This is a genomic window from Paenibacillus sp. FSL H8-0283 (assembly GCF_045040675.1).
Lineage (GTDB): Bacteria > Bacillota > Bacilli > Paenibacillales > Paenibacillaceae > Paenibacillus > Paenibacillus amylolyticus.
Genome location: NZ_CP150295.1, coordinates 3,114,292 through 3,128,914, shown reverse-complemented (window position 1 = coordinate 3,128,914; position 14,623 = coordinate 3,114,292). Strand labels below are relative to the sequence as shown.

The window sequence follows — 14,623 nt, the reverse complement described above, 5'->3', positions numbered from 1 at the left end:
TATTAAAAATACCCGATGATAAACATCGGGTATTTTTAATGGCTAATATGATAATGATATTCTTCACTATATGTTTTTTTTAAGTAAATGATTTTTTTGTTTTGACATTTATCTAATCGATAAAGAGAACAAGTTCTGTTCCCTCTTGACTTACATTTAGGTAAGCTAACCTGCTATTAGCTTAATGAAACAGATTAAATATCCCACTCGACAGTTTGAAGTTCCCACTCTATTCAGAAGTGGAACGGAGATTTTGCCTTCAGAGAATGATTTGAGCCTTATCCCACCACATAATTTATCTCAAGATAATATTTAGATAACAATTTAATCCGCGATGACACAATGTTCTTGCCTTGGACAATTGAAATCGACTTTAAATATCCTTCGATTTCCAACTGTGTCGTGATGGGTACTTAACTATTCTGTACAAAAGCAGCTGATCACATTAATCAGCTGCTTTCTTTGTATTATAGAGCTATCGTTTCCCGTTAGCGTAATGATTTACTGTTGACACATTCATCGTGCTATCTTTAACGTCTAGTTTTTGGGCTATGATTAATTCGAACGGTAGCTACTGGACAATTTCACCTCCATCTCGTTTATTGCTTAAATCATTCTTCATTTTGATTCTTGACTTCCATTCCTCTTGTAAAAACACACGATACCAAACGCAGCAAAAGTTACATAATTACTTATTCTTGCTATGACCTCTTCAGCATCCTTAAAAAAACCTTTTTCTGTGCAAACTCTCTCCTCACATATCTGTGTTTACCATGATTATACAAAAACAAGTTTTTGGTTACCTTTGTTTTATGATTATCTCTGACCATTGATCGCTTAGGCATCTCGCTTACGGTATAATACAACAGAAAATATAATAAAGATCAGTGTCCATAACATTGAAATGCCTGTCCCTTGCATTGGTGTAAGGACATTCATTTCATCAGAGGAAAGCGACCTATACATATAATATCCTGCCGTATCCGGAAAAACATGTTTAATACCTGGCAGATAATTTCTTGCCAACGGACTGACAACAAAATAATACCCAAGCAGAATGACTAGTACAGGAGTCGTTCGTCTAATTAAAGCACCTATAGCTGCACTGAGAAGACTAGTCATTGTTAAATAGCCTGTTGCACCTACTAATGTTTTAATTAATGTGTTCATCTCAATCACTTTTGTGTCTCTCGTCATAACAAAAGCATATAGCACACCTGATGCAACCATAATAAACGCCGCGGGAATAGCTATAATAGCCAATGCCAGAAGCTTCGCGGATAATTGAAACCCACGCCAAGGTGTCACAGTTAAAGTGGTTCGAATCTGTCCGCCGGTATACTCCGAACAAGTTGTTAAGATTCCAAGAATAATGAACCCTGCTTGAAGATATCCCATAGACGCAAGTCCTGTATCCACCATCCTTTGAGTTCCTGCAGCCCCTTGTTGGCCAATAGAAGTAAACGCTACAGCTAGAACTAAATTGATAATGAACGCTCCCGTAAGAGTGAACCATATCCATGGTAATGTAACGAGTTTGCCCAGTTCAGCACTGAGAATTGGTGTTATCTTTTTACTAGAAGAGACACTCATGCTGCAACGTCCCTCCTATAGAATACAATAGCTGCAATAATGAAGAGAACAAATACCCAAGCAAACATGACTAAACCGCCTATGAACGGAGTGTGGAATCTGTCACTCATAGACATAAACATATCAATGCCAGCCCGATCGGGTAAGTACATCGCCAACGTCGTAATCTTAGAAAGCAGAACACTAAATGATACGATGGATGAGTTGATCATGAGCACAGCAAGAGGTATAACGCTATTTTTAGTTAGAACAGTGAACCCAACTGCTAAAAGAGCGGTAAATATCCAGTAACAAAGGGCACCGAACAGTCTGGACCATTCAAATGCAGGAGCATATTCATCAAGAATAAGATGCGTTGTTGGCACCATTATTATAATAGCAACCATACAAAGCAATGCGCTAATTACTGTCACGGCGCCTCCTTTTGCCAACAAAACATAAAGTCGGGATGAAACAACAGATAAACTGGTTGTCATCTGTTGTCCTCCACCAGATTCACTGCTCTCTGTCAAATACTCACTGCTTACAGCAAGCACACCAAGGATGATGACTCCTTGTACCCCAAAACCTAATCCAATATAGCCGACTTCCGCTAGGCGTGTGCTGATTCCAGCTATAATGTCCGCTTTTTGTGTTAGACTATCCAATGCAGCAAAGATCGCTGGAGCAAATGCTCCAATAAAAAGAGCAAGCCAAATGCCCGGCAGGGAAAGTAATTTAGACAGTTCAGCGTTGATTGCTCTCATAGAGCATTCCCTGCACGTTCAGATGTCAGGGCAAAAAAGGATTCCTCTAGCGTGGAATGGGTACCTATGACTTCTTCCAATGTTCCATCTGCAACGATTTTCCCATGCTTAATAATCACCACATCATCAACCGTCTCTGCAAGCTCTCCCATTAGATGACTGGATAGTAACACGGTGTTTCCAGACGCGGCACGTTCACGTAAAAATGTCCGAATCCAGCGAATCCCTTCCGGGTCGAGCCCGTTTACGGGTTCGTCCAAAATCAATATTTTTGGATCGCCAAGTAGTGCAGCTGCCATCCCAAGTCTTTTCCCCATACCAAGTGAATAACTCCCGACTCTTTTGCCCGCCGCAGTAGTAAGACCTACTATTTCCAAAACTTCCTCGACACGTGAGAGAGGCAAGCCTGCGGCACGAGCAATCCAACGTAAGTGCGCCCGTCCTGTTCGCATGCCATGAGCTCCCGATCCATCCATTGCAGCGCCTACAGTTACTAAAGGATTATGTAATTCTGCAAATGGCTTTTCATTAATTAGTGCACTCCCTGAGGAGGCACGATCTAATCCAAGCAGGATACGAAGTGTAGAACTTTTCCCTGCCCCATTTGGACCTAAAAAACCGGTGACTCTACCTGGTCTGGCTTTGAAACTGATACCTGATAAGATTTTTTGGGTTCCTCGGTGTTTGACTAAGTTATTAATGGTAATCAACCATAACACATCCCTTCTTCTGTTATGGTTGTAATTATAAAGAAGCAAAGTTGCATCTCGGATATCATGTTGTTTACTTCTGGGTTAACTTTAGGTTAAGCCCTGCCAATAGCTATTCTTGTGCCATTTTTATTGGATGTAAAGACAGCTTTCAACTTCATTTTTTTCAACATATATTTTGAAGCCGATAAGCCAATCCCCACCCCGCGCTCATCGGATGAGTTATTCATACCCGGACCTCTGTCTTCAATAATAATCTGTTCATTTTCTATATCAACTACAATGTTTGCATATTCCCCCTTTGCTGCATGCCGAAGAACATTCTGAAATAAGTTATCCAGAACTCGTGTCATCCATTTAGGATCTACTTCCCAATAAAAAGTCTTCTCTACCGGTAAATCAACATCGATCCGAATTGCTTGTTCTTCAAATGCAGGATACCACGCAGCAACTGATGCTCTTACTAAGCGTCCAATATCTGTTGAAGTCGGATGAAAAGGATATTTCCCTGATGTAATCAAGGTATAAGAAAGTAAATCATCCATTAGCTCTCCGACTCTTGTAATTGTATGGTTCATTTCCGTTAATGAGTTTTGTCCTTCCAAACTAATTGATTCCTCATTTAACCTGGTGACATGTCCTCTCAAAATAGTAAGTGGCGTTCGTAAGTCGTGAGATAAATTCGCGATGAGCCGATGTCTTAATGATTCCTCTTCATTTTCCCGCTTGCGGCTGTCCTCAAGCTGCTGAATCATCCAATTAAAGGAACTCCCTAACTGGTCTATTTCATCCATGCGATCACTCTGAACCGATATTGGTTTAGGAAATGAGTGATTTGTAGCTGAAAACGACATGAATTCTTGTAAGTAGGTGAGACGTTTGCGAAGTTTCAAGAAGAACAACCAAGACAAAACAACAAATGCAACCATGATAAAACTAAATAATAGAACAGTGATATAAAATAAATTCAACGTATTCAGATCTTCTTCATGGATACTACCCGCAAACCCAACAAACGCACTGAAGAAAATAAGCACTATGGGAGGAAAAAAGATAAATAGAAAATGTACTTTTAGAAAACGGCGAAATAATGACCTATTCTGTCTCATAATTTCACCCGATATCCTATTCCCTTCAACGTTTCTATAATCTCCGGGGAATTTGGATTACGTTCCAACTTCTGACGCAGCCGACGGATATGTACCATTAATGTTTTATCACCAGTAATATAAGCTTCTTCCCAAATAGCCTCATAGATTTGTTCTTTTGGCAGAACTTGATTAGGGTGGCGTAAGAAGTACATTAATATTCGATGTTGTTTCCCTGTCAATATAATTTCTTCACCTGTGCGTTTATCAAATATCATTTTGACTCCTAGATCTACTTCAATATGATTTCCTAATGAAATGCGTTTGGAATGTATTCCGCCACTTCGCCGGATTAGTACTTCTAATCTTGCAACTAATTCATCTGTATGGAATGGTTTCGTTACATAGTCATCGGCAAATTGTAAACCATCTACCTTATCATCAATCGATGTTCGAGCAGATAACAGCAATATCGGAACATCAGGAGCTGCCTTTTTTAATCGTTTTCCCACAGTAAATCCGTCTAAGCCAGGTAACATGATATCCAAAATAACGACTTCATACTGATGCACATCTTTTTCAGCTCCCTCACCACTAAGTAGCCATTGAACCGAAAAGCCTCGCTGTTCTAATTCCTCCTTTACCAATTTGCCTATCTTCTCATTATCTTCGATGTATAATAAGTTTCTTCTCAAGTAACATCCCTCTCTCTGAATGGTGTCCACTATTAGACAGATTAACATAACGCATACCATCGTTTCCATTTAAGAAAATAAGTGCTCCTTCTATGTACCCGATCTTTCACGAGAAATGGCCGTTAGTTGAAAAAAGCAACCGATCTCGTAAATCGACTGCTTTTTTTGTTTCATAACGCTATCGATTCCGTTAGTTTAATGAATTAAGGGGAAAATAAAGATTAGTTATATGTCTAATCGGAAATAGGAACATGTTCTTGTACCGATAACATAAAAAAAGCCGCTAAAATAGCGACTTCAATGGGAATATGTTCTTGTCCCTCGACACTTCACACATCCATGCTGTACTTTGTTTTGTCTTCTTCTGTTATCTTGCGAATGATTCTGCAAGGATTACCCGCAGCAATCACACCAGAAGGTATACTCTTGGTCACTACGCTCCCTGCACCGATGATCGTATTATCTCCAATCGTCACACCGGCAAGAACTGTCACACCGCCACCGATCCACACATTATTGCCCACCGTGATGGGTCCAACGATCTCCAGACCTTCATTGCGCTGCTCAACATCATAAGGGTGGCCTGCTGTATAAAATCCGCAATTGGGAGCAACAAAAACGTTATCTCCAAAACTGATTTTTCCTCCATCCAGCATGACAATATTATGATTGCTGTAGAAGTTCTCACCAATTTCAATATTATAGCCGTAATCACATACAAATGGCTGTTCAATCAGGAAACGATCCGTCGTTTTCCCCAGCAGTTTCTTGATTAACTCTTCTCTTTCATTGATCTTGGCTGGATGGAGCTGGTTATAATCGTAACAAAGCCCTTTGGCATGTAAACGCTCTTCAATTAACTCTTGATCATAATTGGCGTTATACAAGAGCCCTAATTGAGATTTTTCTTTTTCAGTCATCATTTCGTAAGCACTTCCCATCTTCTATCTAAAATAAATTAAAGCTCAATCTCTCTAATGATTCTAGCAGGATTGCCGCCAACGATCATATTATCGGGAACATCCTTTGTAACCACAGACCCGGAAGCAATGACCACGTTGTCTCCAATGATAACCCCTGGATTAATAACGGCTCTGCCACCAATCCATACATTATTGCCAATCGTGACTGGCTTGCCATATTCTGCACCCGTATTGCGTTCATGCGGATGGAGTGGATGAGTAGCCGTATAGATATGTACATCTGGTCCCATTAAGCAATGGTCTCCAATACGAACTTCACACACATCTAATATCGTACAGTTAAAATTGGTATAAAAATGATTGCCTACATGAATGTTATATCCATAATCCACATGAATATTAGGTTCCATGCCCAGGTGTTCACCTGTAGATCCCAACAGTTCCTTCAATAACTTGGTGCGAAGCTCACCGTCCGTTTCCGTCGTTTGATTGAACATTCGCGTCATTTTCCTTGCATACTCTCTGTCCTCAGACAATTGAAGATCCGAAGCCATGTACAGCTCGCCATCCAGCATTTTTTGTTTTTCCGTCTTCGTAGTCATGATCACCGCTCCCTCAATACACATCATGTAATTAAACATTAAGTAATACTTTTAAAAACTCTTTTAATTATATAGATTAGGATGAATAAAGCAAGTTTTGCTCGATATGAAAATGGTTTATTCTACTGACGCGTACTCTAGCGAAACAGCAAAAAAACCTCTACACCCATTAGACTATGGGAATGCAGAGGTTCAAGCTTTTGTCCAATTTCTTTATTCTAAGCAACCGCCTGAACGGTTTTTTCCTTAACGCTAATGGCATAGATGGCAGACACCAAACCAAGCAGAATCAGAACAGAACCAACCCATCCGGTGTTCAGAATCGATGAATGATCGATCACCATGCCGCCGATATAGGTACCCAGTGCAATACCTGCATGTGCAATACCTGAGTTAGTGCTAATTAGCGTTTCGGCTGTTTCCGGCGACGTTTTGATAATGAGACTATTTTGTACAGGCGTAACGGTCCAACTCAGTGCACTCCAGATGCTTAACAATAACAAGAAGGCGATCAAAGGCAATCCTACACTGAACGGAATGACAGCCATACTCACGATAAAGGGAATCAGCACAATGATAATGGCTTTAGCAGGATGCAGACGATCGGATAACATGCCCCCGATTCCTCCACCTGCAACAGCGGCGATTCCAAACATCATATAGATAAAGGTGACCATCGTTGAGCTTGCTCCCAACGTCTCTTGCAAGAATGGCGTGAAATACGCATATAAAGTCAAATGACCCGCAAGCACAAGCAAAGTTGTAGCATGGATTGCCAACATTTTTGGATTCCACAGAGCCGTAAGCTGTTTCTTCAGGGATACAGCAGGAATAGGCTGCACACGATCCATCGCAATCCAGATGGCCACCATAACGACTGCTGTGAGAATAGCGATCAACATAAACACCTCACGCCAGCCTGCCAAGTTACCTACAAAGATTCCAAGAGGTACACCTAGGATAAGTGATGCACTGCCTCCCATGGTAATAATCCCCACGGCGCGTCCTTTATATTGTGGTTCCACAATACGTGCTGCAAGGGTCAGGGAGAGCACAAAAATAAGTGAACCCGTGGCGGCTCCGAGTGCTCTGCCCGCCATCAGCATATAAAAGCTGGAACTAAATGCAGAGATCAGATTACTGATCAGAAATACAAACAGCGTACACATATATACTTTTTTACGCTCGAATCTGGCCGTCATATTTAATAAAATCGGCGCAGACAACGCATAGACAAGTGAGAAAATAGAGATTAAATACCCGGCTTTCGCCAGGGAAAGATGAAGATCCGTAGCAATCAGGTCCAGAATTCCGCCCAAAATCAGTTCAACGGTTCCTACCACGAATGCTGCGATAGCGAGCACATATACTTTCTTATTCATTTTTGAATCCTCCTCAAAAAGTTACAACTACGATAGTAACCCATAAGAATGAAAGTTTCAATAGTTATTTTCATGATTGTTTTCAAACAAAGATATAACAAAAAAAACTATCCTCCGAGAGAATAGTTTTAATAGATCAACCTGGTGAGCAGTTTCTCGATTTCAGCATCCTGTAACAGTTGGTCACCGTATTTTTTGGTAATTTGAGTAAGGGCAACATCATGGTAGAAATAATCAGTCATCGCTTTGACAATCGGTTTGGACATCGTCTTGATCGCTCGCCATGAATCGTGCTCCACACCGGCAAACAGCAAATACGCATGATCCACAATAAGCAGCTGTGAAGGTTCTGGCGCATCAAGCAATGGAATCAACGAGTATATCCGGTTTAAGGATGTCTCCATTCCCCCAACGGCAAGCACTTCAACGTACACGCCCTGCTTTTCCTTCTGCTCCAGCAGTTCACGATATTTCTCCATTCGCTCATTCCACGCCAGAAAAAGAATCGATGAATCTGCTTCTTCGATAAGCTGTTCTATATTCGACGCGATGGATGACTCATCTTTTAACGTCCAGATATGCTCATCTGTAAATGTACGTTTGATTTTGTAACTCTTCAATTCCTCAATATCTTTCTCAAAATCAGCCTTGATCTTATGAATAATAGACTGAAGATCCACAGCCATATATAGTTTTTTCTTCCCATCCATCGTTGTCAGCACCGTTCCCTTGTCGATCAGGCGATTGAGCACTTCATAGATTTTGGCTTTGGGAACGTTGGAGTAATTTACAATCGATGTGGCATCAAGTGGTTCATCCTGCGCGAATATAGCCTCGTATACCTGACTTTCATATTGTGTAAACCCGAATTTCTGCAACATGGTTTGGATCGGCGCATCCCTTCTTAGTGTGTCTGGTCTATCTAGTTTAGACGCATGAACTTCCCATGTCCAGTATGTCCCAACTGACCTAGGAATGTAGAATCAAAATTAAATTTAGCGATGTCCCCAAAATAAAATCACTTTCCAGTGGTTATATTAACAATCGGGAATACACATTTTGCTTGTGGAAGGAGCTGTAATTTAAAATGGAAAGTACTCAAGATTTTGTGAAAAAAGTTAACGAAAATGCCGAAAAAGAGCGTCACAATAAAAACAACGGCAAGGGAACGCCAGGGGACAAGTTGCCCTCCAAACAGCACTCAACGAATAAGTAGAGTCTATTTATTAAACATCATGTCTTCCGTCTAACACCCTTTCCTCTACTTTTCATCTACTATTAAGAACCTTTAATAGAAAAGAGATGATTAGTATGGCTCGTGTCAATGCTGTTCCACAACCAGATCTGGTATTAATCTACTGGTCTAGAAATCCGCTCATTCCCGGTTCTGCGCGCAGAATCCAAAGTGTACGTGTAATTGGTAATACGTCTCCATGTACTTTCACACTGGTTCCTGGTGCACGGTTGATCAATGCACTGAATTGCTTGCTGGACAATGATATTGGATTCAAAGTGGTATACCGCTACAAAACGTCAGAAATCAGCGGAGTTCTGTTATTGAAACGCAAATGATCAGCATCAAAAAATGGTGCCTCCCTTTAGAGAGCGCACCATTTTTTCATTTTTCATTCTTGATTATATAATCAATCTTCTATTGGTTAGCTGCGATGGTATCATTCACTTCTTGTGTGATCTGATCCCCGCCAAGTTTCTTCCAATTGGCTACGAAATTATCAAACTCGTCAATCGACAAGTTACCATAGATGATTTTCAGAAATGTCTCGGCTCTCAGTTTATCCAGTGTAGCTTGCTTCGTATTCATTGTTCTCGTCGGTGCATAGATGAATTCATTCATGACAATGAGGTCATTATCTCGATAATATTTAATCACACCTTGTGAACTCTCTGGGCCAAAGATACGCTCCATATGCCACTTGTCGAGATTCCCATTTCGATAATCCATAATATCGTCATAGAACAGCTTCGCTTCAAGTTCCAATCCGGACGTATCTCCTGTTTTGAGCGCCTGCTCTACTTCATCCTGTGCCTTCACATTTTTGTTGGCTGGCAGGTTGGAGACCGTTGCATTATGAAAACCAAGACCTGTCAGTCCATTCAAATAAGCAGCCCGTTCTTCCTTGGCAGACTCACCGAACATTTTTTCAGCCTGGAAATTGAGCAACTTGATTAGCGCTTCCGGGTGCTCGTAGCCTTTACGAACGGCAAATATACCGCCCAGACTAAGATGATTCTGTGTTTTGGCTGGTTGATCATCAATTGATTGAACCGGGTAAGCCATCCAGTCGATGTTTTTGTCTTTTTTAATCATGCTACTAACCTGAAAAGGAGCCCATTGTGGCAGGAAAAACATGCCTGATTTGCCTGCATTCACATCCTCCATCATTTTAGCAAAATCCTTCACGCCAAATTCGGGATCAAGCACACCCTTCTGATACAGAGTCTGAAGCTCACGCAATCCTTCTTTCACTTCCGCTTGGATCGTTCCGTTCACGACTTGACCTGAAGCATCCTTAATCCAGGTTTCGAGATAACCATGATAGCCGAGCAAGAACGCATTGATAGGCAAATCCTTGTTCAAGGCAATGCCATACGTATCATCTTTGCCATTTCCGTCTGGATCTTCGAAGGTAAAGGCTTCCGCAATCTGGATGACATCCTGCATGGATTTGGGCGCTTCAAGACCAACCTCTTTTAACCAATCCTGACGAATCCAGATCATATCCGAGGAATCCAGCGAGCCTGGGAAACTCACCATGGCGTATATTTTGCCATCCTTCGTTACCGGCTTCAGACCTGCTCCATCTTCAGCAGACATGAACTCCTTCACCAGTTCGGATGCATACTTGTCATATACTTCGGTCAGATCCTCCAACATTCCCGCTTCATGCAGTTGTTCGAATTGAACAGCACTCACTTTCAGTACATCCGGCAGATCACCACTCGCCAGCGTGACATTCATCTTATCGTTATAATTGGCATCTGGAACAATCCATTCGTACGTTACATCAATACCAAGTTCATCCTTGTACCCTCTGGTCCAAATGTTATTGGCGTGTGTATCTCCTTGGGCAAGCGATTCTTTCCCCGTTTCATTCATGGTGGAAGTCAATTTAATGGGTGGGTCATATTTCGTAAGTGGTCCTCCCGCATCCTGCTGTGTGTTCGACTCAGCTTCATTATCGGCACTTCCCGCACCGGATGAACAGGCAGCAAGTGTGGTGGCCAGTACCATGGTTAATGTTAATAATGAGAACTTCTTGAATGATATATTCATGCGAATCCCCCTTTTTTCTCCTCCCGTGAGGTATAATTTCATTTTATAAAGAAAGCGCTATCACTTCGAGTGTATCCCGTTGACATCTGGTATCTTTGATTTACCATTTGAGATATCATCTAACTTTTCTGATCCCGATACTCTTGAGGGGTGCAACCTGTCGCTTTTTTGAAGAAACGATAAAAATAATGCTGATCACTAAATCCAACTTTCGCCGATATTTCATGCATCTTGCAGGAAGAACCCAGAAGCAACTCTTTGCTTCGCTCCACTCTACGGTCATGGATATAGTCGGATATGCCTTTGCCGGTAATCCGTTTGTACCAACGCGACAGATAAGAAGGGTTAAGAGAAACTTCCTGTGCGATCCGTGTGAGTGAGAGGTCGTCCTCGAGATGGTGCTTGATATAATGATGGATCGTGATCAGAATCTGTGATTGGTCATTCAGGCGGGCATCGCTTCGTTTGGAGATCATCCATTCGTATGCCGATTGATAAAAGATGACCAGATCGGTCCATGCGGTATGGATGTCAAAATGCAACATTCGGGAAAGCGATATTTCTTCCATTGCTGACTCATACAATCCCAGTTCGTGCAGAACTTCAATGAGCACATTGGCTGCACCCGTATACGTTTTCATGCGGAAGAACGGATCTGGAAGTCCCTCCTTCGCAGCCTCGGTCCATTTATGGAAAGGCTCCATCCATTCCCGATCCCCGGCGGTTATTCGCTGTTTGATCTGATCCAGATGCAGTGTTACAACACCCTGTTGATTCATAATGCTAGGGGTGTCGGGCAATTCATCCTGGATATTTACACGCAACAGCTTCTCCATCCCAAGCCCGGGACTCTCATGAATCGACAGGCGTAACTGCCCGATTGCCTGATTAACCCTGCTCCACTCTACCGCCTGCTCGCTGACCATGATGGATACAGACAGGTTCAAGCAGTCCGCACAGGATTGCTGCACAGACTCCAAAGTGCCATAGACAAAACGAAGGCAGTTATCCAGCTGACTCCCTCGTTCCCCTTGTGTATCAGATACGTGTGACGGATATGTCTCTTGCGATTGAATAAAACACGCGATGACCTGAGTGTCCAGATCAATCGCCCTCACCTTAGCCTTGTCTTGCAGCAGCTCCTCCGCAACATTGGCAACGGCATAACGGATGAGACTGCGATCCGCCTGAGATTGATAGTTGTTCCACTCCTCTACCCGGATGATCACAGGAATAACGAGTTGATCGGATTCGAAAGGTAACTGCACAGCATCCAGCTCTTCTTGAAGTGAAACAATATCATGTCTATCCGTTCGCTTAAGCACATCCAGTAGCAATTGACGCTGTAACTGGGGCAGTGCTCGTGGCAATTTACTGCGAAACCAGGCAGCTTGGTAGCGAAAATCATTCTCTTCCGAGATCTGTGTTAACGCCCGTTCTACCGCAGCCCGAATGTGATTCATTCCCTCTGTTTTTAACAGGTAATCAACAACGCACGGATTTCGGATGGCTTGGTGTGCATAATCGAATTCGTTATGACCGGTCAGCAAGAGAACTTTGCATCGTGGCCACCGATCCATAATCTGCTCAATCAATTGCATGCCATCCATACCAGGCATACAGATGTCACTGAGTACAATATCAATCTTGACCGAGTTCAGCCAATCGATGGCTTCAAAGGCAGAGTATGCTTTAATAATCTCCATATCCTGAAAGTTCGCCTTTTGAAAGAAAGCATACAGTCCATCTAAAATAACGGGTTCATCATCTACAATAAGCATCCGCTGCATAACACTACTCCCCTTTCCATGGAATCTTCACTATAATGCACAACCCACCGAACTCACTTCGCTGCGCTGTAAGACCATAGGCGGCCCCGAATTTGATTCTTAATCGCTGATTCACATTCATGAGTCCGGTTATCTCTTCGTTTCCATGTATCCGCTCAATTTCCTCAAAGGCAGATTGCAGGTAATTCAAGGTTTCGTCTGATAACTGATCCCCATCATCCTCAATACGAATGGACAAGTAACCCTGCTCCTGTTGGTATGAAAGCTGTAAAATGCCTCCCTGACTACGCTTGGCTAGTGCATGCTCGAACACATTTTCCACGATCGGCTGGATAATAACTCTGGGAATCGAAATCATTTTGTACCTCGCATCCAGATCCTCTAATTCCAATTGAATCCTCGAACCAAATCGGATTTTCTGAATGGATGCATAGACCAGCGAATGGTCAATTTCAGCCCCCAATGACACCTCTGTATGAGAATCCCGAGACATGTACTTGAAATATTGACCCAGATAGTCGGTGAATTCCTGAATGAGCTCCACATTCTCCACCTCTGCCATCTGCTTGATACTGAACAGACTGTTGTATAAAAAATGAGGTTGAATCTGGGATTGTAGATGTTTAAGTTCCGCTTCACTTGTTCGAATCCGTGCAACATAATTCTCATCGATCAAAATATGTAAGCGCTCTATCATATGGTTGAATCGAGAGTATAAATAGCCGAATTCATCCCTTCTGGATGAAGGAATATGTACGCTTGTCTGGCCCTGCTCTGCCATCCTGAATCCTCGAATGAGCACTGATAAGGGTTGGTGAATCGATCTGTAGATCGAAAACGAGAAGACAATAATGATCACAACCGACATGAAGGTGACCATCCATAACCATACGTTGTATTGTTCCAGCGGTGCCCTCAGCACATCTTGCGGTATAGTGGCTGTCAGCGTGAACGAGTGCTCCTTATCATGTAACGAATAATAGAGATATGGATCGGATTGAAACTTCGTAACTTGCATGGACTCGGACGGTTCTGGCGAAACTTTTCGAATCGGTTTAACAGGTGCTGGCTGCTCGGAAGAAGAGATCACTACATGTTGCTGTTCACCAAAACTCAGTGTAATCTCACTTTCGCCCGTTTCCGATAGCTGCTGCAAACGATGTTTCAGTTCTTCAGCAGACAAGCGTATCCCTAATATGAAATTGGGTGGTTCCTCATGGTTCATGTTATATGGATTACTTTTCAGGAAATAGAGATCGTTATTGAAATGTGATAATTCGCCATTTAGATTCCCCATCGTGGCGAGCAGATTCTGCCACTCGTTATCCTCTACGTCCCGAATCCCGTCCGCAGCACTGACCCGTTTGTGCAGAGCAGGAACATAGTACACCACATCACTAATGTAGGGACTTGTCACCATGATCTGACCCAGCTTATTGTGGATATTGTTCAGACTGGACATGACTTCATACCTGCTCATAATCGCGGCTCGTGTACTTAGCGTGGACATGGTTTCATCAAATGAAAACTCGGTAACCAGCGCACTCATTCGTTCCAATTCGAATTGCAGATGATTATGGTAGAAGTACAATTTGGACTTATGTGCCTTCTCCACCTCCGTCTGCATTTGTTTGGAGCTAAGTTGCGTAATCATAATGCTTATCCCATACAAGGGTAGAATGACCAGTACAAAAGCAATCATCAGTTTGACAACAATGGATGACTCTCTCCATCTCCCCCGGATGATTCGCAATATTCCCCTCCTCCTCTCCTCACGCTCTCTCCTCAATAGCAAAAAA

The 14,623-nt window shown here is 42.4% G+C and carries 14 protein-coding genes; 2 read left to right on the top strand and 12 right to left on the bottom strand.

The features are described from left to right. Positions 1-837 precede the first annotated feature (837 nt). The 9 genes from MHI52_RS14110 to MHI52_RS14070 all read right to left on the bottom strand — a co-directional run bounded on the left by MHI52_RS14110 (position 838) and on the right by MHI52_RS14070 (position 8,620). Complete coding sequence (locus MHI52_RS14110; protein ID WP_282321564.1) at positions 838-1,593, bottom strand: ABC transporter permease; 756 nt, start codon at positions 1,591-1,593, stop codon at positions 838-840. Continuing rightward, entirely contained in the window at positions 1,590-2,339 is a 750-nt protein-coding gene (locus MHI52_RS14105) for an ABC transporter permease (RefSeq protein WP_282321565.1), read from the bottom strand. Before MHI52_RS14105 ends, MHI52_RS14110 begins: the two co-directional genes overlap by 4 nt. Further along, positions 2,336-3,049, bottom strand: a complete 714-nt coding sequence (locus MHI52_RS14100) for an ABC transporter ATP-binding protein (RefSeq protein WP_282321566.1) — start codon at positions 3,047-3,049, stop codon at positions 2,336-2,338. The genes MHI52_RS14105 and MHI52_RS14100 overlap by 4 nt, the downstream gene beginning before the upstream one ends. Positions 3,050-3,144: 95 nt before the next feature. Further along, a complete protein-coding gene (locus MHI52_RS14095; RefSeq protein WP_405159244.1) occupies positions 3,145-4,158 on the bottom strand; it encodes a histidine kinase dimerization/phospho-acceptor domain-containing protein in 1,014 nt (337 codons plus the stop codon). Next, positions 4,155-4,832, bottom strand: a complete 678-nt coding sequence (locus tag MHI52_RS14090) for a response regulator transcription factor (protein WP_282321568.1) — start codon at positions 4,830-4,832, stop codon at positions 4,155-4,157. Before MHI52_RS14090 ends, MHI52_RS14095 begins: the two co-directional genes overlap by 4 nt. Positions 4,833-5,161: 329 nt before the next feature. Continuing rightward, positions 5,162-5,752 (bottom strand): sugar O-acetyltransferase, encoded by a 591-nt coding sequence (locus MHI52_RS14085; protein WP_405159389.1) that lies wholly within the window; start codon positions 5,750-5,752, stop codon positions 5,162-5,164. 38 nt (positions 5,753-5,790) lie between these two features. Further along, positions 5,791-6,357 (bottom strand): sugar O-acetyltransferase, encoded by a 567-nt coding sequence (locus tag MHI52_RS14080; RefSeq protein WP_127545825.1) that lies wholly within the window; start codon positions 6,355-6,357, stop codon positions 5,791-5,793. A gap of 218 nt (positions 6,358-6,575) precedes the next feature. Then, a complete protein-coding gene (locus tag MHI52_RS14075; RefSeq protein ID WP_253508147.1) occupies positions 6,576-7,739 on the bottom strand; it encodes an MFS transporter in 1,164 nt (387 codons plus the stop codon). A gap of 128 nt (positions 7,740-7,867) precedes the next feature. Next, positions 7,868-8,620 carry a TrmB family transcriptional regulator gene (locus MHI52_RS14070; RefSeq protein WP_036670754.1) on the bottom strand — a complete coding sequence of 251 codons (753 nt, stop codon included), beginning with the start codon at positions 8,618-8,620 and terminating at the stop codon, positions 7,868-7,870. Positions 8,621-8,826: 206 nt separating this feature from the next. Between MHI52_RS14070 and MHI52_RS14065 the strand changes: the two genes are divergently transcribed. Next, on the top strand, positions 8,827-8,955 hold the full coding sequence (locus tag MHI52_RS14065; protein ID WP_339301222.1) for a DUF4023 family protein: 129 nt from the start codon (positions 8,827-8,829) through the stop codon (positions 8,953-8,955). A gap of 95 nt (positions 8,956-9,050) precedes the next feature. Next, on the top strand, positions 9,051-9,311 hold the full coding sequence (locus tag MHI52_RS14060) for a hypothetical protein (RefSeq protein WP_047842808.1): 261 nt from the start codon (positions 9,051-9,053) through the stop codon (positions 9,309-9,311). Between the two features lie 79 nt (positions 9,312-9,390). Here the strand turns inward: MHI52_RS14060 and MHI52_RS14055 are convergent, their stop codons facing one another. The 3 genes from MHI52_RS14055 to MHI52_RS14045 all read right to left on the bottom strand — a co-directional run bounded on the left by MHI52_RS14055 (position 9,391) and on the right by MHI52_RS14045 (position 14,577). Further along, the gene (locus tag MHI52_RS14055) at positions 9,391-11,034 is read right to left on the bottom strand and encodes an extracellular solute-binding protein (RefSeq protein WP_405159243.1); all 1,644 of its coding nucleotides are present in this window, start codon (positions 11,032-11,034) and stop codon (positions 9,391-9,393) included. A gap of 119 nt (positions 11,035-11,153) precedes the next feature. Further along, the gene (locus MHI52_RS14050) at positions 11,154-12,824 is read right to left on the bottom strand and encodes a response regulator (RefSeq protein WP_282321571.1); all 1,671 of its coding nucleotides are present in this window, start codon (positions 12,822-12,824) and stop codon (positions 11,154-11,156) included. Positions 12,825-12,828: 4 nt separating this feature from the next. Beyond that, the gene (locus MHI52_RS14045) at positions 12,829-14,577 is read right to left on the bottom strand and encodes a sensor histidine kinase (protein ID WP_405159242.1); all 1,749 of its coding nucleotides are present in this window, start codon (positions 14,575-14,577) and stop codon (positions 12,829-12,831) included. Positions 14,578-14,623 lie beyond the last annotated feature (46 nt).

Excerpts from the sequence above, each read along its gene's own strand:
- MHI52_RS14070 (WP_036670754.1), bottom strand. The coding sequence starts at position 8,620 with ATGTTGCAGAAATTCGGGTTTACACAATATGAAAGTCAGGTATACGAG.
- MHI52_RS14085 (WP_405159389.1), bottom strand. The coding sequence starts at position 5,752 with ATGACTGAAAAAGAAAAATCTCAATTAGGGCTCTTGTATAACGCCAAT.
- MHI52_RS14080 (WP_127545825.1), bottom strand. The coding sequence starts at position 6,357 with ATGACTACGAAGACGGAAAAACAAAAAATGCTGGATGGCGAGCTGTAC.
- MHI52_RS14095 (WP_405159244.1), bottom strand. The coding sequence starts at position 4,158 with ATGAGACAGAATAGGTCATTATTTCGCCGTTTTCTAAAAGTACATTTT.
- MHI52_RS14110 (WP_282321564.1), bottom strand. The coding sequence starts at position 1,593 with ATGAGTGTCTCTTCTAGTAAAAAGATAACACCAATTCTCAGTGCTGAA.
- MHI52_RS14050 (WP_282321571.1), bottom strand. The coding sequence starts at position 12,824 with ATGCAGCGGATGCTTATTGTAGATGATGAACCCGTTATTTTAGATGGA.
- MHI52_RS14105 (WP_282321565.1), bottom strand. The coding sequence starts at position 2,339 with ATGAGAGCAATCAACGCTGAACTGTCTAAATTACTTTCCCTGCCGGGC.
- MHI52_RS14055 (WP_405159243.1), bottom strand. The coding sequence starts at position 11,034 with ATGAATATATCATTCAAGAAGTTCTCATTATTAACATTAACCATGGTA.
- MHI52_RS14065 (WP_339301222.1), top strand. The coding sequence starts at position 8,827 with ATGGAAAGTACTCAAGATTTTGTGAAAAAAGTTAACGAAAATGCCGAA.
- MHI52_RS14060 (WP_047842808.1), top strand. The coding sequence starts at position 9,051 with ATGGCTCGTGTCAATGCTGTTCCACAACCAGATCTGGTATTAATCTAC.
- MHI52_RS14075 (WP_253508147.1), bottom strand. The coding sequence starts at position 7,739 with ATGAATAAGAAAGTATATGTGCTCGCTATCGCAGCATTCGTGGTAGGA.